The 22,055-nt window shown below is 65.2% G+C and carries 23 protein-coding genes and 1 pseudogene; 4 read left to right on the top strand and 20 right to left on the bottom strand.

Translation table 11 applies throughout. From position 1 onward, the window contains the following. Window positions 1-56: 56 nt before the first annotated feature. From QF777_02970 to QF777_02985, 4 genes are all read right to left on the bottom strand, one after another. Entirely contained in the window at window positions 57-1,583 is a 1,527-nt protein-coding gene (locus tag QF777_02970; GenBank protein MDP6910515.1) for an ABC transporter permease subunit, read from the bottom strand. A gap of 172 nt (window positions 1,584-1,755) precedes the next feature. Continuing rightward, a complete protein-coding gene (locus QF777_02975) occupies window positions 1,756-2,883 on the bottom strand; it encodes a transporter substrate-binding domain-containing protein (GenBank protein ID MDP6910516.1) in 1,128 nt (375 codons plus the stop codon). A gap of 269 nt (window positions 2,884-3,152) precedes the next feature. Beyond that, window positions 3,153-3,632: a carbonic anhydrase gene (locus QF777_02980; GenBank protein ID MDP6910517.1), complete on the bottom strand. Its 480-nt coding sequence runs from the start codon at window positions 3,630-3,632 to the stop codon at window positions 3,153-3,155. A gap of 88 nt (window positions 3,633-3,720) precedes the next feature. Then, window positions 3,721-5,277 (bottom strand): AMP-binding protein, encoded by a 1,557-nt coding sequence (locus QF777_02985; GenBank protein MDP6910518.1) that lies wholly within the window; start codon window positions 5,275-5,277, stop codon window positions 3,721-3,723. Window positions 5,278-5,431: 154 nt separating this feature from the next. On the opposite strand from QF777_02985, the gene QF777_02990 reads away from it, so the two are divergent. After that, the gene (locus QF777_02990; GenBank protein MDP6910519.1) at window positions 5,432-5,728 is read left to right on the top strand and encodes a chorismate mutase; all 297 of its coding nucleotides are present in this window, start codon (window positions 5,432-5,434) and stop codon (window positions 5,726-5,728) included. Here QF777_02990 and QF777_02995 read toward each other — a convergent pair. The 3 genes from QF777_02995 to QF777_03005 are packed head-to-tail and all read right to left on the bottom strand — an operon-like array spanning window position 5,725 to window position 8,789. Continuing rightward, complete coding sequence (locus QF777_02995) at window positions 5,725-6,915, bottom strand: ferritin-like domain-containing protein (protein MDP6910520.1); 1,191 nt, start codon at window positions 6,913-6,915, stop codon at window positions 5,725-5,727. The genes QF777_02990 and QF777_02995 overlap by 4 nt on opposite strands. A 39-nt stretch (window positions 6,916-6,954) precedes the next feature. Beyond that, on the bottom strand, window positions 6,955-8,154 hold the full coding sequence (locus QF777_03000; GenBank protein MDP6910521.1) for a ferritin-like domain-containing protein: 1,200 nt from the start codon (window positions 8,152-8,154) through the stop codon (window positions 6,955-6,957). Beyond that, entirely contained in the window at window positions 8,151-8,789 is a 639-nt protein-coding gene (locus tag QF777_03005; protein MDP6910522.1) for a TetR/AcrR family transcriptional regulator, read from the bottom strand. The genes QF777_03000 and QF777_03005 overlap by 4 nt, the downstream gene beginning before the upstream one ends. A gap of 126 nt (window positions 8,790-8,915) precedes the next feature. On the opposite strand from QF777_03005, the gene QF777_03010 reads away from it, so the two are divergent. Then, on the top strand, window positions 8,916-9,761 hold the full coding sequence (locus tag QF777_03010) for an LLM class F420-dependent oxidoreductase (GenBank protein MDP6910523.1): 846 nt from the start codon (window positions 8,916-8,918) through the stop codon (window positions 9,759-9,761). A gap of 52 nt (window positions 9,762-9,813) precedes the next feature. On the opposite strand, the gene QF777_03015 is transcribed toward QF777_03010, so the two are convergent. The 5 genes and pseudogenes from QF777_03015 to QF777_03035 all read right to left on the bottom strand — a co-directional run bounded on the left by QF777_03015 (window position 9,814) and on the right by QF777_03035 (window position 13,747). Next, window positions 9,814-10,398, bottom strand: coding sequence for a DUF3501 family protein (locus QF777_03015; GenBank protein ID MDP6910524.1), 585 nt, complete (start codon window positions 10,396-10,398; stop codon window positions 9,814-9,816). After that, window positions 10,395-11,771 (bottom strand): heterodisulfide reductase-related iron-sulfur binding cluster, encoded by a 1,377-nt coding sequence (locus tag QF777_03020; GenBank protein MDP6910525.1) that lies wholly within the window; start codon window positions 11,769-11,771, stop codon window positions 10,395-10,397. Before QF777_03020 ends, QF777_03015 begins: the two co-directional genes overlap by 4 nt. Before the next feature lie 121 nt (window positions 11,772-11,892). Next, a complete protein-coding gene (locus tag QF777_03025) occupies window positions 11,893-12,309 on the bottom strand; it encodes a rubrerythrin family protein (GenBank protein MDP6910526.1) in 417 nt (138 codons plus the stop codon). A 152-nt stretch (window positions 12,310-12,461) separates the two neighbouring features. After that, window positions 12,462-12,677, bottom strand: a pseudogene (locus QF777_03030) (Rdx family protein). Between the two features lie 50 nt (window positions 12,678-12,727). Further along, window positions 12,728-13,747 (bottom strand): diacylglycerol kinase family protein, encoded by a 1,020-nt coding sequence (locus QF777_03035; GenBank protein ID MDP6910527.1) that lies wholly within the window; start codon window positions 13,745-13,747, stop codon window positions 12,728-12,730. A 34-nt stretch (window positions 13,748-13,781) separates the two neighbouring features. Between QF777_03035 and QF777_03040 the strand changes: the two genes are divergently transcribed. Continuing rightward, on the top strand, window positions 13,782-14,222 hold the full coding sequence (locus QF777_03040) for a hypothetical protein (GenBank protein MDP6910528.1): 441 nt from the start codon (window positions 13,782-13,784) through the stop codon (window positions 14,220-14,222). A 95-nt stretch (window positions 14,223-14,317) separates the two neighbouring features. On the opposite strand, the gene QF777_03045 is transcribed toward QF777_03040, so the two are convergent. From QF777_03045 to QF777_03075, 7 genes are all read right to left on the bottom strand, one after another. Further along, a complete protein-coding gene (locus QF777_03045; protein MDP6910529.1) occupies window positions 14,318-15,070 on the bottom strand; it encodes a urate hydroxylase PuuD in 753 nt (250 codons plus the stop codon). Window positions 15,071-15,188: 118 nt separating this feature from the next. After that, window positions 15,189-16,811, bottom strand: coding sequence for a long-chain fatty acid--CoA ligase (locus QF777_03050; protein ID MDP6910530.1), 1,623 nt, complete (start codon window positions 16,809-16,811; stop codon window positions 15,189-15,191). A 93-nt stretch (window positions 16,812-16,904) separates the two neighbouring features. Further along, the gene (locus QF777_03055) at window positions 16,905-17,642 is read right to left on the bottom strand and encodes a hypothetical protein (protein ID MDP6910531.1); all 738 of its coding nucleotides are present in this window, start codon (window positions 17,640-17,642) and stop codon (window positions 16,905-16,907) included. 74 nt (window positions 17,643-17,716) lie between these two features. Continuing rightward, on the bottom strand, window positions 17,717-18,100 hold the full coding sequence (locus QF777_03060) for a MauE/DoxX family redox-associated membrane protein (GenBank protein ID MDP6910532.1): 384 nt from the start codon (window positions 18,098-18,100) through the stop codon (window positions 17,717-17,719). Between the two features lie 19 nt (window positions 18,101-18,119). After that, window positions 18,120-19,043, bottom strand: a complete 924-nt coding sequence (locus QF777_03065; protein ID MDP6910533.1) for a D-isomer specific 2-hydroxyacid dehydrogenase family protein — start codon at window positions 19,041-19,043, stop codon at window positions 18,120-18,122. An 8-nt stretch (window positions 19,044-19,051) separates the two neighbouring features. Next, window positions 19,052-20,008 (bottom strand): LLM class flavin-dependent oxidoreductase, encoded by a 957-nt coding sequence (locus QF777_03070; protein MDP6910534.1) that lies wholly within the window; start codon window positions 20,006-20,008, stop codon window positions 19,052-19,054. Between the two features lie 35 nt (window positions 20,009-20,043). After that, a complete protein-coding gene (locus QF777_03075) occupies window positions 20,044-20,535 on the bottom strand; it encodes a hypothetical protein (protein MDP6910535.1) in 492 nt (163 codons plus the stop codon). Between the two features lie 77 nt (window positions 20,536-20,612). Here QF777_03075 and QF777_03080 point away from each other — a divergent pair, with 77 nt between their 5' ends. Beyond that, complete coding sequence (locus tag QF777_03080; GenBank protein ID MDP6910536.1) at window positions 20,613-21,530, top strand: A/G-specific adenine glycosylase; 918 nt, start codon at window positions 20,613-20,615, stop codon at window positions 21,528-21,530. On the opposite strand, the gene QF777_03085 is transcribed toward QF777_03080, so the two are convergent. Continuing rightward, window positions 21,499-22,026 (bottom strand): UGSC family (seleno)protein, encoded by a 528-nt coding sequence (locus tag QF777_03085; protein MDP6910537.1) that lies wholly within the window; start codon window positions 22,024-22,026, stop codon window positions 21,499-21,501. The two genes, QF777_03080 and QF777_03085, sit on opposite strands and share 32 nt — an antisense overlap. Between the last annotated feature and the right edge of the window lie 29 nt (window positions 22,027-22,055).

Genomic DNA, 22,055 nt, shown 5'->3' on the forward strand with positions numbered 1-22,055 from the left:
GCACTCGTCGTCGCTTCGACCATGGAAGGCGTCGAGCCTTGATCCGAGAGCGACATCTACCGCTCCACCAGTTTCATGCGGACGTTGAACCAGTTGACGACCACCGAGATGGTTAGCGAACAGCTCAGGTAGAAGAGCATCCAGATGGCCACCACGGGGAGTGTCCGGCCGGTCTGGTTGAACACCGTGGTACCGACCTGGACCATGTCGCTCATGCCGACGGCGACGGCCAGCGAGGTGTTCTTGGTCAGGTTCAGGTACTGGTTGCCGGTCGGGGGCAGGATGACCCGGAGAGCCTGAGGAAGTACCACGTGGCGGAGGATCTGTCCCCGGCGGAGACCGACAGCCTTGGCCGCCTCGGTCTGACCCTTGGGCACGGCCAGGATGCCGCCTCGGACGTTTTCGCCGATGAAGGCAGACGTGTAGAACACGACAGCGAAGAACACCGAGGCGAAGCCAATCGACATCGTCAGACCGTTCTTCCCGTAGTTGGGGAATTTGCCCTTCTGGACGATGTCGGGGCGCATGGCGTCGAATGGGCGGGCTGCACCGTCGACGTTGAACTTGTCGGCTAGGACCTCGAACAAGTCGCGGCCGCTGTTGAGGGTCCAGGCTGAAAGGCCGGACCAGCGAACCACCAGGAAGACGACGGCCAGTGAGGCCACAGCGGTAAAGGCAATCCGGAACCAGTCGTCGTCGGTGAGCGAGAGGTGTCCGCGGGCACTGCGGTGGTCGGAAACGAAACGGCGGATCCAAACGGTGGCACCGCCGACAGCCATGGCGGAGAACAGCAACTGTGGGACGGCGACGGGAAGCGAGTCGAGCAGGTCAGCGACGGCACTGAAGACGGAGCCCAGCCAGGAGAACGCAGGGTGGACGAACAGGCCGATCAGCCCGAACAGGGCGATCGTTCCGAGCGCCCACAGGATCGGCGAGGTGTTGGCGCCGGTCTCGTCCTGAATTCGTTGACGGTGACGGCGGACGAAGTGAGCGGCCACCACACCGACGAGCATCACGACCGCCCACTGGTAGAAACCATCGGCTATGTGGACTCGTGGCATCGAGATGCCCTTGTTGGACACATGCAGCCAGCCGTTGATGGGTCCGGTTTGTAGGCCGAGCTTGGGAAAAGCGGCTGTCATAACCGAGTAGTAGATGACCATCTGCACCAGCAGCGGAATGTTCCGCAATACCTCGACCCACGAGGTGGCAATGCGGCGCACCAGCCAGTTGTCAGACAGCCGGGCCAGGCCGACAATCACGCCCAGGATCGTGGCGAAGAAGATGCCTGCAATGGATAGACGCAGGGTGTTGACCATGGCGGCCCATAGAGCCCGCCCGCCCGTGTCCGGGTGAGTGTCGATTCCCTCACTGATCTGGATGTCGACGGGGCGTTCGAGGAAGTCGAAGTCGGTATTGATGTTTCGTGCCCGAAGGTTGTCCCCGGCTTGACTGGCAAGGAACCACATCGTTCCGAGCACCACGAACAGCAGCACAACCTGTGTCACCCACTTGAGAACGACGACGTCGCGCCACAGCGGTACTCGCTGAGAAACCCGCTCTTGGGTGGTGGTGGCCGTCATGGTCGACGTGGGCTCAGATCGTGGGGCTGGGGATCAGTCAAAGACTTCTCTGGAAGGGTTCCAGAAGATGGACAGTATCCGCGTGCTCAAGTGTCGTTAACGCGAATGATCCCGGGGCCTGGGAGCTGGCGCCCCCAGACCCCGGGATCATCAATAGCGTTGGTTCGCCTACCTAGCGGGCCGGCGGGGAGTAGATGAGGCCCCCGTCGAGCCATCCGGCGTTGGCGCTGCCCTCGCGGTACAGGCCGACCGGGTTCAGGTTGCGGTCATAGACCTCGCCGTAGCTTCCAACCTGCCTGATCACCTGGTGGAAGGCGTCGGCGGCTAGACCCATAGCGGTCTGGAGCTCACCATCGCCGCCACACAGACGTGCCACCTCGGCCTCGGCCGTGGCGCACGTGGCATCCACGTTGGCGGAGGTGACGCCGTACTCATCCATGATGATCATGGCGTACACGGTCCAGTTGACGGCATCGGCCCAGGCCGAGTCGTTCTGACCGTATGTCGGACCGAGCGGCTCCTTGGAGATCGGCGTGGCCGGGAAGATCACCCACTCCTGATCGGCGGGCTGCTGCTTGGCCTTGCGGCCCACGAGGGCCGAACCGTCGGTGGTGGTGATGTCACACCCACCGGCGATGAAGGTCTCGTAGACCTCATCACTCGTCTCGAAGCCGAGCAACGTGATTTCGGCACCAGCCAACAGGGCGGCCTCGGCGATGTTCTTCTCCGTGGTCGTACCGACGTTGGTGCACACGATGGAGCCGTCGATGTCGGCAACCGAGCTGGAGCCCGAGAAGCCGTCGCTGACACGGGCCATCAACTGCTGGCCGTCGTAGTAGGTGGTGGGACCGAAGTCCATGCCCACCGAGCTGTCACGGCTCTGGGTCCAGGTGGTGTTACGCATGAGGACGTCCACGTCGCCCGTCTGGACGGCGGTGAAGCGCTCCGACGCGGTCAGAGCCACGAAGTTCACGGCACCAGCGTCACCAACGACGGCGGCGGCCACTGCACGGCAGAAGTCGGCGTCGATACCGGTGACCGAACCATCAGCCTGGGTCTCGGAGAACGCCACGGCAGAGCCACTGACACCACAGTTCAGAGTGCCTCGGGCCTGCACGACGTCCAGGAGACTGCCGTCGGCGACGACCTCGACCTGAGCGGTCGTGGTTGCCGCTGCTGCGGTCGTTGCCGGTGCGGCGGTCGTTGCCGGTGCGGCGTCCTCGCTGTCGCTACCGCATGCAGCGGCGACGACACCGATCGACAGGAATATGGCAAGAAACTTGAGAAACTTGCTCTTCATAAAATTTAACCCCCTCCGGGTCATTGGTTCCCGAGGGGCATCACACGCCGCCTACAGGTGCCACCCATCGTTGGACGACGTATTGAGGCTAGGTGCCGGTGGTCACACGAGCAACCTCGACTATCCGTTGCTCGCATAACCGGAGCCACTGAACCTGTGAACTATCACGCCTGTGGACCCGTTTTTGGACGATGTTGTCGGCTTCCTGCGAGTTGGAGCACCGAGCCGGTTCTGCGTGTTGGGCCTGGGTGTCGGGTCGGCGGATCGGGTCAGTGGACCGGGTGGACCTCTTCAAGAAGGCCGGTGGTCACGCAGTACACGAAGCCTCGGATGTGGTCCTTGTGTCGCACGAATGGTGACAGGTGCAGTCTCTGCATGGACTGTCGGACGCTGGCGTGGGGATCGGTGAATGCTTCGAGCGCCCAGACTGGTGCCACGCCGATCTCGTCGACCAGGTCCGCTCTGAAGTCGTCCTCGTTGACCTGCTCGAGGCCGCAGTTGGTGTGGTGCACGAGCACGATCTCGCGGGTCTTGAGGAACCGTTGGGAAAGGCACAGTGAGCGGATCACGTCGTCGGTGATGACCCCGCCGGCGTTGCGGATGACGTGCGCCTCACCATGGCCAAGGCCGAGCAGCTGGAACATGTCCATCCGGGAGTCCATGCAGGCCACTACAGCTACGTGGCGTGTCGGTTCGACCTGGAGTTTGGCGTCGGGGAACTCGACGGCGAATGCCTGATTGGCAGCCACGAACTCGTCGGCGATAGGCCTGTGGTCTGAGTCTGAGCCTGAGTCTGAGTCTGAGTCTGAGTCTGAGTCTGAGTCCTGGGTCATGGGCTTAGTTGACCTGCTTGGCCATGCCTTCCCAGTAGGGGGCACGAAGCTTGAACTTCTGGAGTTTGCCGGTGGCCGTCCGGTCCAGTTCGTCACGGAACTCCACTGACGTGGGGCACTTGAAGTGGGCCAACTTCTCCCGGCAGTGGTCGATCAGCGCCTGCTCGTCGGGCTGACCTTCAGCATCGACATCACTGCCGGAACCAGGCACCAGGACCACCAAGGCCTTGATGGTTTCTCCCCACTTCTCGTCGGGCACGCCAATGACGGCTACCTCGGCCACCGCAGGATGCGAGAAGAGGGTGTCCTCCACCTCGATGGACGACACGTTCTCGCCCCCCGAGATGATCACATCCTTCTTGCGATCGGTGATGGTGGCAAAGTTGTCGTCGGCAATTGTCGCCCCGTCGCCCGTGTGGAACCAGTCGTTGGCCAGGGCGTCGGCGGTGGCTTCGGGCTGCGCCCAGTAGCTCTTGAGCACATGGTTGGACCGGGCCAGCAATTCGCCGTCGGGAGCGGTGTCCAGGGTGACGCCCAGCGCGGGAGCGCCGGCCCGCGACAGCCGGGCGGCTCGCTCAGCCGGGGTGTCGTCATCCCATTCGGACCGGTTCCGGTTCATGGTGAGGAGCGGCGCCGTCTCGGTCAGTCCGTAGATCTGGATGAACTCCCATCCCAGTTCGGTCTCGACCCGTTCGATGGTGCGGGTGGGCGGGGGTGCACCGGCCACCACGCAACGCATGGTGCCCCGCCCGGGGATCTCGCCGCCCCAGTCGGCCGCAGCGTCCAGCACGGCGGCCAGCACGGCGGGCGCACCACACAGGAGGGTCACCCCGTGCTCGGCGATACGTCGCAGGATCTCGTGGCCGTCGACCTTGCGGAGCACGATGTGCTTCCCGCCCATGCCGGTCATGGCGTAGGGCATGCCCCAGCCGTTGCAGTGAAACATGGGCAGCGTGTGGAGGTACACGTCCCGGTCGTTCACGCCGGTCTGCCAGCCGAATACCGCAGCGTTCAGCCACAGGTTGCGGTGGGTCATCTCGACGCCCTTGGGTCGGGCCGTGGTGCCGCTCGTGTAGTTGATGGTCGCCGTGGCATTCTCGTCGGGCGTCCAGGGGCGCGGCTCGACGCCTTCCAGGAACAGCGAGTCGGACTCCTCGCCGGCCAGTAGACGGGTACCGACCTTCACATCACCCAGATCGGCCTCCAACTCGGGGTCCATGATCAGGACCTCAGCGCCGGAGTGGTCGACGATGTACTGCACCTCCTCGGCATTGAGGCGGAAGTTGATGGGCACGCCGACCCGACCGAAGGCACTGGTGCCGAACAGGAAGACCAGCAGGCGAGAAGCGTTGTGGCTCACCATGGCCACCCGGGCCCCCAGGTCCAGGCCCATCTGGTCCAGGCCGGCGGCCATGGCCCGGGACAGTTCGCCTACCCGGCGATAGGTCAGGTCGGGCAGTGGGGCGGCCACCTGGTCCGGCTCGTCAACGAAGGCGACCCGGTCTCCGTAGACGAGTTCTGCCCGGCGGAGGTGGTCGGCGATGGTCAGCGGGATCTGCATGCAGGGTTCCTCCGGCGAAATGGTGGAGCGGGTCGTCGACCCTTGGCGTCACCCGAGAGTAGGCGCGGGTGGGCCGCGGTCCGTTCCCGGGACTGGGCCCGGTCACAGGAAACAGGTCACCGGCTGTCGTGTCGGAGGCCCTACGATCCGGTGGGTGGGACAGGCCGAACGAGACGAGACGCTGGACGAGTACCGATCGAGCATCGACAACATCGATGCCGCGCTCATCCACCTGTTGGCCGAACGGTTCAAGGTGACCCGGAAGGTCGGCGCCCACAAGGCTGCAGTCGACATGCCGCCCGCTGATCTTGAGCGTGAAGCGTCCCAGGTGCAGCGAATGCGCGAGCTGGCCGAGTCAACCGGTCTTGATCCGGTGTTCAGCGAGAAGTTCCTGCGGTTCGTTATCGACGAGGTGATCCGTCACCACGAGAACGCCAGCAACGGGGACTAGCCCTCAGCCATCTCCCGGTCCTTGGACACCTCGTCGAGGTCGGCGAACTCTTCGCTGGTGTCGACCCAGTTCTCGAACTCGATTACCCCGATGTCGGTGAACCGGTCGCGTAGCCATCCGTCGCCGGCATCCAGGAGCCCCAACTTCTTGCAGTTGGGGACGATCTTGGAGAACAGCATCTTCTGGAACAGTCGCATCTCATCGGGCATCTCGAGGCTGAACTTGACCATGTCCTTGACGGGTACGCCCATGCGCTCCCAGACCTCCTGGCGCATGAACCGGTCCCGCATGCGCAGCGCCGCCTCGAAGGTGAACTCCTGTCGGTCGCGCAACTCGGCCACCGTGAGCTCCTGGTAGACCTCCTGGAGGCTGAGTACCCCGAAGGCCACGTGCCGGGCCTCGTCGGACATCACGTATCGCAGCAACTTCTTGAGTAGTGGCTCCTCGGTGGTCTGGTGCATGAATCCGAAGGCAGCCAGGGCCAGGCCCTCCACCATGATCTGCATGCCCAGGTAGGTCATGTCCCAGCGGCTGTCCTCGAGAATGTCGTCCAGCAGGGCGCCGAGGTGGGTGTTGATCGGGTACTTGATGCCCCCGAGCTTCTGGTCGAGGTACTGGGCGAACACCTCGACGTGGCGAGCCTCGTCGACCACCTGGGTGGCCGCGTAGTACTTGGCGTCGATCCACGGAACGGTCTCGACGATCTTGGCCGTGCACAACAGGGCACCCTGCTCACCGTGCATGAACTGGCTGAGGCTCCAGTTCATGGACTCCACACCCACCTCGAGCCACTCGTCCTCGTTGAGCTTGTGGAGCGGTGAATCGGGATTGTCGGCAAAGTAGGCCACCTCGGCGGGGTCGGCCGGAGCCAGCACGGCGTAGGGATCAACGTCGATCGACCAGTCCAGGTCGGTCTGGCCGTTCCACTGGGAGGTTTTGGCCTTCTCGTAGAGCTTGTCGAGGGCTGCCCGCTCTCCCTTGTCGTAGCGCCACGTGAAGATGGCGTCAGCGTTGTCTTCGACCACGCTGATCAGAGAATGGACGTCGTCGTTACTGCGGGAGAAGTCGGTGATCCGGTCCGGGTCGTTGGCATACGCCCGAAAGTCGAATGCCGCGTCGCTGACGTTCTCCGTGTCCATCTCAGCCATGGCTGCGGCTTCGGGAGAGGGGTTCTCGGTGGTGGTCATGGCTACTCCTGCTTTCTGGGGCGGGCTGTCTGGGACCGGTCAGTGGGTTGGGGTGTCGATGACCTCGACGCCCTGCAGGGCATCCGGGTCGAATGAGGCTCGGTTGGCGGCATCGTCGAGTTCCCGGTCGGCTACCGGTCCGTCGAGGTCGAGGGCTTCGGCGGTGTTCTCCCAGTCCTCGAATTGGATGATGTTCATCTCCTGGAAGCGCTCGCGCAGCCAGCCGTCTCGATGGTCGAGCAGGCCCAGTTTCTTGCAGTTGGGGACGATCTTGGAGAACAGCAACTGTTGGAACTTCTGCTGGGAGTTCTGGTCGGGCAGCAGGGCCTCGATCTCCTCGTTGGAGATGCCGTAGCTGGGCCACAACTCGGCGTTCAGGGTGCGGCGGCGCATCTGGTTGCAGGCCTCGAAGGCGAATTCCTGGCGGAGCCGGAAATCGTCGGCTGAGAGGTCGGCGTAGATCTCCTGCAACGAGAGGATCCCGAAGGCCACGTGGCGGGCCTCGTCGGACATCACGTAGCGCAGCAGATTCTTGAGTAGCGGCTCCTGGGTGGTGCCCAGCATCATGCCGAAGGCGGCTAGGGCCAGGCCTTCGATCACCACCTGCATGCCGAGGTAGACAAGGTCCCATCGTTCATCACTCAGCACCGAGTCCAGCAGCGACTTCAGGTTTTCGTTGATCGGGTAGGTGGTGGGCATCTTTTCGTCGAGATACCGGGCGAACGCCTCGACGTGGCGGGCTTCGTCGACCACCTGGGTGGAGCCGTAGTACTTGGCCTCGATCCACGGGACCGATTCGACGAGACGGGCCGTACAGAGCAGGGCGCCCTGCTCCCCGTGCAGGAACTGGCTGAGCGACGCGCACTGGGAGTTGACCGCGAAGTCGACCCACTGGTCGTCGTTCCATGAGGCGACGGGGGAGCCCTTGACGTCGAGCAGGCTGCGGGCCGGGAACCCGGCCGGAATTCCGGTGGTTTCGGCCTGGAGGCGGACCATCCTCTCCGGGTCCACGTCGATCGACCAGTCCAGGTCGTCGCTGACGTTCCACTGGGACCGCTTGGCCTTCTCGTAGAGGCGGTTCAGGCCGTCCCGACCGCGTTCATAATCCCATGTGAACTGGGTGTCGAACTCGGCCCGGACCTTGTCGATGAGCTGGTCGAAAGCGGTAGCGCCGTCGGAAGGTCCCTCAACTGGGGACCCGCCACTCGAGGTAGCGGCATCGTCCTGGGTGATTGTCATGTCTGGTCTCCGGTCAGGGAATCGTCGGTGGGAAAGTTCTCGGTGGGGAGCGCCAGTCCGGCCAGGACCCGGTCGATGACGGCGTGCCAGTTGTCGGGCTCGGGGAGGTCTAGGCCCATCGAACGGGTCAGCAGCATCCCGAAGCCGATGGCGTGGGCCAGCCGGACCACCGCCTGCTCGTCGAGGCCCGGGTCCAGGAGTCCGTCGCTGGTGCCCTCGCTGACGATCTTGCCAAGCCGTCGGTCCTCGTCGGTCACCCGACACCGGAGGCGGTCAGCCAACTCGGGGTCGCGACGGGCGGCCACCACGGCTTCGAGGAACAGCCCGTGGCCGCCGTCCAGGTCGTCGAGCAGGTGGTCGCCGAGCCGGGACAGCACCTCGGTTGCCGAGCCGCTCCCACTGCTGTTGAGCACCGTGTCGAGCGAGCCGGGCATGTGGTGGTCGGCGGCTTCGAGGAGGAGTTCGGCCTTGCCGCCGAAGCGGTTGTAGATGGCGCCGGTGGTTACGCCGGCTCGGCGGGCGATCTCGGCGACGCCAGCCTTTTCGTAGCCCTTTTCGGCGAACACCTCAGCCGCCGCTTGCAGCAGACGGTCCGTGAGTTCGCTCCCGGTGTGGGAACTGGGTGAGTCGGCCATCACACGATAATAACCGTTGTTATCAGAGAATCAAGTCAGGCACTCTCCGCGGCGGTTCCCGGGTGGTTTGCCGGACGAACCAACGGTCACCGTCGTTGGTGGTCGGGGGATCTAGGTTTCCGCAACATGCACTTCGGAGCCTGCTTCTTTCCCACCGAGTACGCCATCAGTCCCGTCGAACTGGGCGTCGCCCTGGAGGAACGTGGCTTCGAGTCGGTCTGGCTGGCCGAGCACAGTCACATTCCGGCATCCCGGGAGTCGCCGTGGCCAGGCGGATCGGACCTCCCGCAGATGTACTACGACACTCTCGATCCATTCGTGACGCTCGGCGCCATGGCAGCCACCACCAAGACGTTGAAGTTGGGCACCGGCATAGCGCTCGTCGTCCAGCGTGACCTGATCCACACCGCCAAGGAGGTGGCCAGCCTCGACGTGCTCTCCGGTGGTCGCGTGCTGTTCGGGGTGGGCGCCGGTTGGAACCTCGAGGAGATGGCCGACCACGGGACCGACCCGGACCGCCGATTCGGACTGATGCGTGAACGGGTCGAGGCCATGAAAGCCCTGTGGGCCGGGAACCCTGCCGAATACCACGGGGACCAGGTCGATTTTGACGCCACGTACCAGAATCCCAAGCCGGTCCAGCGACCCCATCCGCCGATCCACGTCGGCGGGGTGGCCCCGGGTGGACTTCGTCGGGCCGTGGCCTATGGCGACGGCTGGATTCCCATCGGCGGCCGGACCGCGGTGGACGGCGCCCAACTCTCCGCGCTACGGGCCGAGGCATGTGCCGAGGCGGGGCGGGACCCCGATGAGTTGGAGATTTCGATCTACTACGCGCCCGCCGATGCCGGCGTGCTCGCTGATCTAGCCGAACACGGCATCGAGCGAGCGGCGTTCGCTGTGCCGTCCGCTCCCCGTGACGAAGTCCTGCCCCTGCTGGATTCCTACGCTGAGATCATGGCCGGCCTTTAGCAGGAACCCCGATCAGAAGCTCCTGCGCGGGCACTCCCGGCCGGCAGTTCCCTCAGGGCCGGGTGGCCGCCAGATCGGCGGCCAGAGCGGCCCGCTGGGCCTCGGTGAGGTCAACCGTCAGTTCGAGCGCCGCAAAGTCGCTGCCCAACCGAACCGGTCCGCTCTCGAGCGAGAAGTTCAGGTACTGCACTGCGGACAGTCGACCACGACCTACCTGGGTCGGGTCGAACTCGGCGTAGATGCGAGAACCATCGGCGGTCTCGGCATACAGGCACTCCTGGAGGCCCAGCCAGGCTTCGAGCAGGGGCCGGCGTTCGGCCTCGTCCTCGATCTCGATGAGCAGGGCGCATCCCAGCTGGCCGGCGCCGCCGAGCATCCCGTTGTAGGTCTCGAGCTCCTCGTGGATGCTGGTCTCGCGCACGATCCGTTCGGCCCGCATGATCTCGTGGACCTGGTAGCGCATCGTGTCGTGGTTCTCGAACAGGAACGTGAGGTGTTCGCCGAGATGGATCCGGCGAACCGCCTTGACGGTCATCACCTCGGCGCGGACGGCATCCCGATTGTCGGCGTAGGTCTGCCAGTCGAGGATTTCGTCACGCCGGACATGGTGGGGGGCTGGGGCTGGGTAGTCCGTCATGGCGCGCCTGTCTCGTCGGCAACTGGCTCCGCGGGTGGAGCCACGGGCGTGGGGAATCCGTCCGGCTCATACGCCCGAGCCAGGATCGACATCGGGTGCATGGGTCGCTTTCCAGCGTGTTGGCTGAACTGGAGTGCGGCCAGCGGGCAGTCGGTGGCCCAGACCTCGGCATTCGGTGCAGCGAGCCCGTCGAAGGCCTTCTTTCCGATCCGGACCGAGGCTTCGAAACCCTCAACCTTCATGGCGTGCGTACCGTCGTGGCCGCAGCACTCCATGGTCGTGGACGGTTTCACACCCGGGATCTTTCGTAGCAGGTCCCGGCCCTTGAAGCCCACGGCCTGGGTTCGGAGGTGGCACGGGGCGTGGTAGGCGACGCTGTCCGGGGTCGAGGCGAACCGGTCGTCGAAACGGTCCTCGTCGCGGATCGACCACAGGAACTCCGCCGGGTCCGACACCGCGTCGGCCAGGCGTTGGGCCCGTTCCCGGTCCTCAGGGGCCACTAGTTCGGGGTACTCGCGGCGAAGCATCATCGAACATGTCGGATTGATGGCCACGACCTTCTTGCCTGCGTCGACGTGGGGCTCGAGTCGGTTGAGGTTCGTGGTGGCCCGTTCCCGAAGGGTGTCGAGATCGCCCGACTCCCAGGCAGGCATGCCACAGCAGGCCAGGCCCTTCTCACATGTCAGGTCCACGCCGTTGCGTTCCAGCACGGCAACTGTGTCGTGTCCGACCTCGGGTTCGTTGTGCTCCACGTAACAGGTCGGAAAGAGAACGGCTTCACCCTCGGTCGGATCGTCCTTGACGAGGCCGCGTCGAGTAGCCCAGGCGGTGAAGGTGGTGCGGGCGAAGCGGGGGAGGTCCTTGTCGCGGTGGACCCCCAGCACCTTCTCCAGGAAGATCCGGTGGATCCGACTGCGTGTGTTGGCCACGTTGGCCAGACCACCCGATGCACGGGCGAGGGCCGCCGTTCGGTCCGGATCACCCAGTACCCGATCCCGTAGGTCGAGCCCCTCGGCTCTGGCACGCTGGGCTTTGTAGCGATGGACCAACTTGGGGAAGTCCAACTGGAACTCGTGGCTGTCGCGCACCGTGTACGGGCACTGCACCTCGCAGAGCTTGCACTGGAAGCACTGATCCATGACTTGGGCCGTCTCGGCATCGGTGACGGCCCGGACGTTGCCGTCGTGACGGTCGTCTAGAAACGAGAACAGCGACGGAAACGAGTCGCAGTACTTGAAGCACATCCGGCATCCGTGGCAGATCTCGAACGTCCGATCGACCTCGCCCTGCAACGCATCAGCATCCCAGTACACGGGGTCGGAGGGGTCGTAGGTCAGCCCTGTAGTGGGGGCGTACGGAATGTGGTCGGCCACGGTCGTGCTTCCTGAGGGGGTTACGTCAAGTCGGTCCAGACCTGGTCAGACGCGACGCACCGGCCGTCCCGAGCGGAACGACCGGTGCGACACGTGCAGAATCTGGACAGTGGGGCTGGGCTCAGCTGACTCCGTCGAGCAGCGACTGGAAGCGACCGGCGTGGGCCTTCTCGGCCTTGGCGAGGGTCTCGAACCAGTCGGCGATGTCGCCGTGGCCCTCTTCACGGGCCGTCTTGGCCATGCCGGGGTACATCTCGGTGTACTCGTGGGTCTCGCCGGCCACCGCTGCGGCCAGATTCTCCACGGTGTCACCGATGGGCAGGCCGGTGGCAGGATCGCCGACGGCCTTGATGTAGTCGAGGTGACCGTGGGCGTGTCCGGTCTCGCCTTCCGCGGTATCGCGGAAGTTGCCGGCGATGTCGGGGTACCCCTCGATGTCGGCCACCTTGGCGAAGTAGAGGTACCGGCGGTTGGCCTGAGACTCGCCGGCGAAGGCGGCCTTCAGATTCTCGAGCGTCTGGCTGCCGTCGAGGCTCACAATGGAACTCCTGATTCTCTGGTTGCTGGGGGATTCGTTCCCGGGGGAACGTGTGTCGACAATCTAGACCGACGCCATCCAGATCGGGGGCCCCAGAACGGGTTTCGGGCACCGGCGTCGAGCGAACAGCGCTGGGCTAGCAGCGGTGGGCGCTACCCCGGGTCGTAGCGGGGGACGTTCGGCCCGACGTGGGCCGTGAACAGGTCGAGTATCTCGCCGGGTTCGGCGTGACGGCCCGTCTCGGCTTTCGAGTAGAGGATGGTGTCGTCGACGACCACATCGAACACCCCGTTCTCACCGGTCACCAGGACCAGATCATCGACGACGTTCTGGTAGGTGGCCAGTAGGTCTCCAGCCGCGCTCACGGCGCGGGAGGAATAATCTCAAGGGACGCAGTAGGTGATTCGGATGCGGTGGCTCATGACTGGGACCCTAGGCGCAGATGCCGGAAGCGACCCGGGGCGCGGCCGGGGGCGCGGCAGTCGGCTCCTGCCACCAGCAGGGAACCGGGACACACCGTGATGGTGAGAGGAAGCCGGGCGAACGGTTCACCATCGGCCCGAACGGTCGGGTCAGCGGTGTCCGTCTCGAGGCGAACCTCGGAGGCCCGATAGATCGTGACATCGGAATGGTCGAGGTGGGCGCCCGTTCGGACCTTTGGGAACGCCCGCAGGAGGGCCAGGCGACCCACGTCACCCACCAGGCACACGTCCAGCAGGCCATCGTCGGGACGGGCATCGGGACAGATCCGCATCCCACCACCGAACAGCCCGAGGTTGGCCACTACCACGACGGCTGCCCGATGATCGAGAACCACCCCATCATCAGGACCACCGGAAAAGGTGAGCCGGAACCTGCCCGGTTTCATTCCTGGAATAGCACCCAACGTGGCCAATGTGTAGCGCGAAGGGCCTCGTGGAAACCCCATAGCTTCGGCCCGGGCATTGACGAGTGCAGGAAAGCCGGCGATGCAGCTCGTCACGGCATAGAGCGGATCAGATTTCCTGGCATCCAGGCCGGAACGACAGGCCAGCAGGTCGGCGGGGGTGGGATCAGCGAGTGCACGATCCACCCGAGCGTCGAGGTCCTGTTTACTCGGACCTCCGATCAGGCCCAGGGACTCGGCGGCGTCGTTACCCGTGCCGGCAGCCACGATGCCTACCACGGTCGCTGATCCGGCTGCCGCGTTGGCTGCCATGTGGACGATCCCGTCTCCCCCGACTACGACGAGCCTCGAGATGCCGGTCGCCACGGCATGGCGGGCGGCGGTCAGAGCCTCGTCAGCAGACGCCGAGTCCAGGACCAGCGGCTCAATTCCCCGAAACCTGAGGCGTTCAAGCACCCGGGCTACGTCGTCGGCGGCCCGACCCCGCCGGGCCGCGGGATTGGCCAGCAGGGCAACCTGGGAACCCTTGCGTCGGATGGAAGAACTCGACATCGGCCCATCATCGCCCATCGGTAGCCTCCGGCCCATGAACTCATCTCGCGAATCGAGCAATGCGCGTCCTCTGGCCCGTATCGCACCGGTTGCCGGTCGTTTGGCGGCTGGCCTGATGGTGGTCGGTTTCTTGAGCACCGGCCTCCTGGCTTCGGGCTGCGGTGGAAGCGATGATGGCTCCACGGCTGACAAGCCGGCTGACGGCGTTCTTCGGGTGGTTGGGCTCGACACGCAGGACTTCCATGCCGACAGCTACATGGCCACCGCTGGCGAGGTCACCGTCGAATTCTCACTGGCCGGCTTCCAGGAGCACACGCTGGTCATCGAAGGCCGTGAGGACGAACTGCGTCTCGTCGTCGAGAACGGTGGCACGGACACCGGGACCATCACGCTCGAGCCGGGCCGCTACATCCTCTACTGCGACATTGCCGGCCACCGCCAGAGCGGCATGGAAGCTCGACTGCTCGTGGAGTAACGAGCCGATCTGAAAAGCACGAACGACCCGCCCCGGAGGGCGGGTCGTTTCGCGTCAGCGAACTTGGCGCAGCGGCCGGTGACCAGAGGTGGTACTCAGGCGAGGATCTCGAAGAGCAGGTAGAGAAGGACGGTGATGGCCAGGCCGTACTTGATCGTGTCCTGATGCTTGTCGAGCACGATCCTGTTGATCGCGCTGTCGTAGCCGCCGATCTTGCCGACGGCTGAGAGTTCCATCACGATCCAGACCACTGCGAAGATGATCCAGATGGCGATGCGAGCACCGGAATCCACCGCCAGCTTGTTCGTGACATCTCCGAAGTGCGAAGCGAAGTGGCTCGGGAACATCATGAAGAAGACGAGCGGAATCGAGAACAGCGTGTTGACCCGGCTTGCCCGACCGGCTCGCTTGGCCGCAGCTGGCGCAGCGGGGTCGGCCTCACCGCCCTCAGAGACGGCCACCGATGAACCGATGGCGATCTGCTGAGCTGGCCAGATCACCATCCACACGTTGGCGGCCATGGTCGTGCCGAGCAGGAAGCCGAATGAGATCCCCATACCGGCGGCCGAGCGGAAGTAGTCGCCACGGACCTCCTGGGCGATCAGGATCCAGATGCCCGAGAGCCAGGTGCCGAGGGCGGCCCAGCGGAACCACCACAGGGTGCGCCATGTGATCTTGCGGAGAGCCTCGCCGCGTGCGGCATCGCCCATCTCGGCGAAGGCCGAACCCTGGATGAAGTTGAAAAAGTAGAGGAGGCCAATCCAGGTGATGCCGGCCAAATAGTGGGCATACCGACCAAGGGCCTGACCGCCTCCGGTCATTCCCATGAAGTCACTGAACAATTCCACGAAGGTCTCCCTCGATTCGGTGTGGGCGGACGGGCACGATCATGCCATGAGACGCGCGTCCCGACAACGACCCGCCGGGTAGGTCCGGAGCCGACCCGACTGGATCAACCAGGCCCGATCAGTCGACCGTCACGTCGGCGAAGCGATCCCGCAGGGTCTTCTTGGAGAACTTTCCGACCGAGGTCTTGGGCACCTCATCGATGAACTCCACGCGGTCGGGCATCCACCACTTCACGACCCGCCCGTCCAGCCAGGCCAGCACGTCGTCGGCCGAGAGGTCGGCCCCCCCGACGGTCACTACGCAGGCCATGGCCCGCTCGCCCCACTTGGCTGACGTCACCCCGATGACGGCGGCCTCGGCCACTTCGGGATGGGCCATGATCTCGTTTTCCAGCTCGACCGAACTGATCCACTCGCCGCCTGACTTGATGAGGTCCTTAGTGCGGTCCACGAGCCGGATGTAACCCTCGGCGTCGGCGGTGGCCACGTCGCCCGTCTTGAGCCAACCGTCATCGGTGAACGACTCCGATGAGCGCTCGTCGTCGTAGTAGCTGCCTGCCACCCACGGTCCCCTGACCTGCAACTCGCCGCTCGTCTGGCCGTCCCACGGCAGCTCCTCGCCGGTCTCGGGTTCAGCGATGCGAAAGTCCACGCCGGCGGAGACCAGGCCGATTGCGGTGCGAAGGTCGGCCTTGGCGTCATCGTCGAGGTGGTCGAGCGTCGACTTGATGTTGCAGGTGGACGCGAGAGGACTGGTCTCAGTCATACCCCACGCCTGGAGGATGGGAAGGCCGGTGGTTTCCCGGAAGCCTTCCGAGAGTGACTTCGAGACAGCAGATCCGCCACAGATGACGGACCGCAACGACGAGGTCTCTCGGCCAGCCAGTTCAGGCAGCACGCCCATCCAGATGGTGGGGACACCTGCAGCCATGGTCACCGATTCGCTTTCGATGAGGCCGGCCAGTGCTCCGGGGGACAGGTCGGCCCCCGGCATGACCAAGGTGGCGCCGGTAGCCACGCCGGCATGGGCCAGTCCCCAGGCGTTGGCATGGAACATCGGAACTACCGGCAGGATCACGTCCCGTTCGCAGGCGCCGAGGGTGTCGGCCATCATCGTCCCGAAGGTGTGGAGCACCATCGACCGGTGGGAATAGACGACCCCCTTGGGGTTTCCCGTAGTGCCCGATGTGTACATCATCGACCCGGCGCGACCTTCGGGCACCGGCGCCCAGTCGACCGGCGAGGTAGCGGCCAAAAGGTCCTCGTAGTCGTGGACCTCCGGAGCGATCGCATCAGGATCGGGAGCCGGAGCGCCGTCGTCCATGAGCACCACGTGGCGGACCGTTTCAAAGGTCTCCATGAGCGGCCAGATCAGGCCAGCCACCGAGTGGTCGAGAAATATGACCTCGTCGGCGGCGTGGTTGACGATGTAGGTGAGCTGCTCGGGGAACAACCGGATGTTCAACGTGTGGGAGACGCGGCCAGTACACGGTGGGGCAAAGTAGAGCTCAAGGTGACGTGACGTATTCCAGGCGAAGGTAGCCACCCGGCCGTCCTCGCTGATGCCCAGGTTGTCGAGCACCCCGCCGAGGCGGCGGGTCCGTTCACCCCACTCGCCGTAGCTCATCCGCTCAAGGCCGGAGGGGGTGGCCGTCACCACCTCCTTGTCCGCGAAGAGGCGTGTGGCGCGGTCGAACAGGTGGATCAGGGACAACGGTGTGTCCATCATCAGGCCATCCATGTCGGAGTGCTCCTGGGGTCGGGAAATCCCGTCGGACGGGATCTCAGTCAGTTGGTTGCGGATCTAGCGGTATGCGGTCTATCTCTCAGCGACTCATCGTTCAGTAGCAAAGCTGTCGGCAGCGTCTACGAGGGCCACGAGTTCAGCCCGTTCATCATCGGTCAGGCAGGCGAAGTCCGCGGCATTGGCCTTGTCGGTGGCTGCTTCGATGGCATCGACCTGGGCGGCGGGGGTGGCCTCGTGATCGGGGTCCACATCCCGGTAGCCGTGGAGCCTCGCCGTTCCCTCGCCGCTGTTGGCCAGGACCATACCCAACGGTTCGACTCCCACGGAGCGGGAGGCCTCCATATGTCGACAACCCCGGAGTTCACGAACGGTGGCCAGCAGCAGGTAGGCCCTTCCGGCGTCGTCATCAGGTCGGGTGGCGTCCCTCCAGCCGGCAAACAGGGCGGCTCGGGTGTCGTCGGCCGAGTCGGCTACCTGCTCGAGGAGCTCAGCTAGCCGCGAAGCACCCGAAAATCCATCGAGATAGGAACGTCCCCGCTCCGCACAGATCGACGCGTAGACGCTGCCCGCCTCGGACTTCGAGAGGTCGCACGGCTCCTCCCAGCACCGGGTTACCAGGTCCCGGTCAAAGAAGAGCATGTTGTCGACGGCCGTCTCCGTGTCGACTCCGCCCATGACCCCGACCCGCCCCTGTACGTAGCCCGCCAGACTGGCCGGCAGCCCCATCTCGGTGGAACGAGTGAAGGTGGTCGGATCCAGCATGAACCTTGCCCCGAAACTCCCGATGGGCCCGGCCAGTCGTCGGGTCGCCGTAAGTGAATCCATGGTCGTCAGGCTCCTGGCGGATCTCGTGGAACTCAGGTAGGGCGCGGACGGTAGCAGTCGGTCCGGTTCCGGCTTCAGCCGAGGGCGGCCACCACGCCGAGGGCGACCAGTACCGCGTTAACAGCCAGGTCTCGCCACGAGAGCGGCCGCCGTGACCATGTCCCGAAGCAACCACATGGATCCCGGTGCCCGGTTGCCAGCCGTCCGGCGATCAGCGTGGTAAAGGCGACCAGCAGGGCCACCGCGCATTGGCCACCCACTCGGGGGTCGATTACCAGCAACAGGGCCGTGGCCGCTTCGGTCGCTGGTAACACACGAGACAGCAACCGAGGGCGGGGAAGACCGAACTCCCCGAGGGTGCGGCGGGTTCCCAGAGGATCCCGCAACTTGGTGGCCGCCGCGGCCATGAACACCCCAGCTAGTAGCCAGGAGGTTGTGGTGACCAGGAAGACAGGCACGGGAAACCGGGAAGCGAGCTCAGTACCCGAGTGCCACGTCGACCGGTGCCAACAGGTCTTCACCGGAGCAGAACCGCCGCACGTTCTCGGCCACAAACGGCTCCAGGAGAGCAAGACCCATCTCCGGGGTATTGGCGATGTGCGGAGTGATGAGGCAGTTCGGTGCCGACCACAACGGATGACCGTCGGGCAGCGGCTCGGGATCGGTGACGTCCAGGGCCGCACCACCGATGGCGCCGGAGGTCAAAGCGGCCACCAGGTCGTCGGTGACCACATGGCCGCCCCTGGCGACGTTCACGAGCCAGGCGTGGTCCGGAAGGGCGGCGAGCTCCGGCGCAGCGATGATGCCTGTCGTCTCGGCGGTCAGCGCCAGCGCCAGGACCAGCACGTCGGTACGAGGGAGGAGTTCGTGGAGCCGAGATGTAGTCACCGTCCGGTCGGCGCCCTCGAACGGTTCGCAGGAGCGTCGTACCACAGTGACGTCACACCCGAAGGGCGCCAGCAGGGGAAGCAGGAGCTCGGTGATCCCACCGCCACCGAGAATGGTGACTCGGCTACCGCGGAGGATTCGACCCACGGGACGGGACCAACCCGATGCCCGGGAGTACCCGTGAATATGTTTCTGGCCGGCCAGCATCAGAGCCAGAACGGTCTCGGCCACCGCCGGGGCATAGACGCCCTTTCCGCACGTCCATCTCCAACGTTCGTCCAGGTGGTCGGCAAACGGTTCGATCCCGGCGTAGGGAAGTTGGATCCATTCCAGCCTGCTGGCCTCAGCAACGAGGCTTGGAAAGGCCTCTGGGCGAGCGGGGTCGGACCAGACCAGGCCCTCGGCAACGCTGATGTCAGCCAGGGTTCCGCCACCGTCGATCACGGCCCGACACATGGCCTCGTACATCCCCGCGCGGGTGTCGGGCGCAACGGCGATCGCTCGGGCGGGCATGGGCTTTCTCAACTCTGGAGGGAGAGGCATTCGGTAGCCACGTCTTCGATGGTGGCATGCCATGCGTCGACTCCGCCGGAGGCGCTGCCCGTCGATCGGCTCGATGACCGTTCAGATGGCTCGTCCAGCGGGAAGACCACGAACTTTGATGCCCCTACGGACACGAAGGCCTCGAGACGGGACCGGATGCCGGCCACCCCCTGGGCCACTACCTCCCGGGGATCCAGGTCGGGTTGGCGAACGCGGAGCCGGGCGGCGAACCGCTCGGGCATCGACCCATGGACAAACGGGACCAGTGCGCCGAAGTGCTCGGGATCAATGGTCCGTCCGTGTTCGGTCGCGGTGGTCGACACGAGGTGGATGCCATCGGAGACCATGGCTGGTGTGGTGAACGATGGCAGCCACCCATCGCCGAGTCGGCCACAACGTCGCAGTTCGGAGGGAGCCTGACCTCCCAGCCACACCTCAAACGGATCCTGAATCGGCTTGGGCTGCACCCGCACGCCTTCGAGGTGGAATCGGTCGCCGTCATGGTCCACCACGTCCTCGGTCCAGAGACGGCGCATCAGAGGCAGGGCCTCGTCGAACCATGCGGCACGGTCACCCCGCTGGACGCCGAACGCCTGATGTTCGGCTGCGTCAGCGATTCCCAACCCGAACGCCGGCAACGCTCGGCCTCCGGACACGCGGTCCAGACTGGCCAGGGCCTTGGCGCACAGCACCGGGTTCCGCCCGGGGAGCACCATGACAGCTGGCCCGAACTTGAGACGTTCGGTACGCCCCGCGGCGAAGGCCATGGCCACCATCGGGTCGAGCGTGGTTCCGGTCGCCCGCTCGCTCACCCAGAGGGAATCGAAGCCGAGACGTTCCAGGTCATCGACGACGGCCGCGAAGATCGAATCGCCGCCCCGTTCACCACCCGGGCCGGTTGAACCGCCGAAGCCGAATCCGACGCGGACCCGCATTGATCGATCCCCGGGTTCCGTCTGGGCCAGACGGCTCAGCCGAGTGCGGCAGTGCCGGCGTAGGGAGCCGGATCGCCGAGGCTGGGGATCTCCGGACGGGACCAACTGGTCATGTCGGCCAGATCGGCCGCCGTCGCTCTCCATGCTTCCGGATCCCAACCTTCGGCCACGCCGATCACCGATCCGTCCTGACGGATGGCCACGAACGCCGGAAGGCTGCTGAGGCCCATGGAACGTGCCACGGACCGGTCGGGGTCAGCCAGGGTGAGGATCTCATCGACCAGAGGGCCGAGGAAGCTAGCGGCCCCGGCGGCATCAGCCCCGGCCACCACAAAGGCCACGCGGACATCCGCGCCGCGAAAGACGGTGAGCACGCGCCGGGCGGTGTCCAGCAGCCACGAACTCTCGTGGGTATAGGGGTCGACCACGACAGCAGCCATGGGAAAGGTGGTCAGCAACTGCGAGAGCAGGCGGGGGTCACCGCCAACGGGATGCAGTTCGATCGAGAGGTCGGGTGCGTTCGCCACGGGCGCTGACGCTAGCGCGCCGCATTCGGATCTCAGGGCCCGGCCACTGTCTCCACCCCGGGACTACCGTCGGTTCGGTGGATGGCGCTGACCCCCTGCGATCGCTGTCGGCCGGCGAACAGGTTGCGCTGTCGTTACAGAGCCCTCCGGGGCTTCCCGTCGAGTTGCTGGCGTGGGGTCGCGAGCGCCTCCGCGACCTGCCGTGGAGGGCCGTTCGGGATCGCTGGTCGATCCTGGTGGCTGAGGTGATGCTCCAACAGACACAGGTCACGAGGGTGGTCGAGCGTTGGCCCCGGTTCCTCGGGCGGTATCCGACGCCGACGGTATGTGCAAAGGCGTCGGTCGGCGAAGTGATCGCCGAGTGGTCGGGGCTGGGATACAACCGGCGGGCCGTGTACCTCCATCGGGCAGCTACCGCGGTCGTCGACCGCCACGGGGGTCAGGTGCCCGGGAACCTGGCAGATCTGCTGGACCTACCCGGGATCGGGCCCTACACGGCGCGAGCGGTGCTGGCATTTGCCGATGAGGCCGACGTGGGCATCGTTGACACCAACGTGGCCCGGGTGCTGGCTCGGTGGTCGGGTCGGGAACTCAGTCCTCGCGAGGTTCAGGAACGGGCCGACGCGTCGGTCCCAGCTGGATCCGGTTGGGCCTGGAACCAGACCGTGCTGGATCTCGGTGCAACTGTCTGTCGGGCTCGAAACCCCACTTGTGACGACTGTCCGCTCAGTGATGGCTGCGTCTGGAGGGGAGAGGGCATCGATCCCGCCATCGGGTCAGCAGGGGTCTCGGGGCGACAGGCGACCTTTGAAGGGTCTGATCGGGAGGGGCGTGGTCGGTTGGTGGCCGCATTGGCCGAGAACCCGGTAGACGACGACGGCCTGGCTACGGCAATGGGATGGCCCGACGATCCCCAGAGGGCTGAGCGGGTGGCAGCCCGGTTGGTGCTCGACGGCCTCGTCGTCACTGATGGTCGGTGTTGGCATCTGCCGTGATGGCGTTCACCACGGTGCCGACGAGCGCGTCAGCCATGGCGTGCATCTCCTCGTCGGTCCGATCCTGGATCGGATGGGGGGTGAACACGGTGGCCACCTCGAGCCCCAGTGCGCGGGACTGGGCCGCAGCGGCATCCCTGAACGGTTCCGAGGCAATCACTACCCCGGGAAGCCCTCGCCGTTCCAGATCGTCGATGTCGTGCACACTGCACGTCGTGCAGGAGCCTCAATCAGCGAGTGCTTCGATCACCGCGTCGCACTGAGTGGCGATCTCGTGGCGTAGGTCGGCGGGCGCTGGCTTGGTGAAGGTCGGCTTGGCGAAACGCAGCACGGTGGCCCCACGGCGCCCCAACTGCTGCTCGAGTCGATCGAGGAACACGTCGCCTCGTGGCTTGTTGATGTCCAGTAGACCAATGGTGAGGCCGTCTAGCGAGGGTTTCCGGGCGGTGAGGGTCCGATTGGTCGATTCGGCCTCGGAGGTCGGATCCAGGAGCATCACCGCCCCTGCGTGCTTCGCGACATCCG

It is taken from the genome of Acidimicrobiales bacterium, from assembly GCA_030747595.1.
Lineage (GTDB): Bacteria > Actinomycetota > Acidimicrobiia > Acidimicrobiales > MedAcidi-G1 > UBA9410.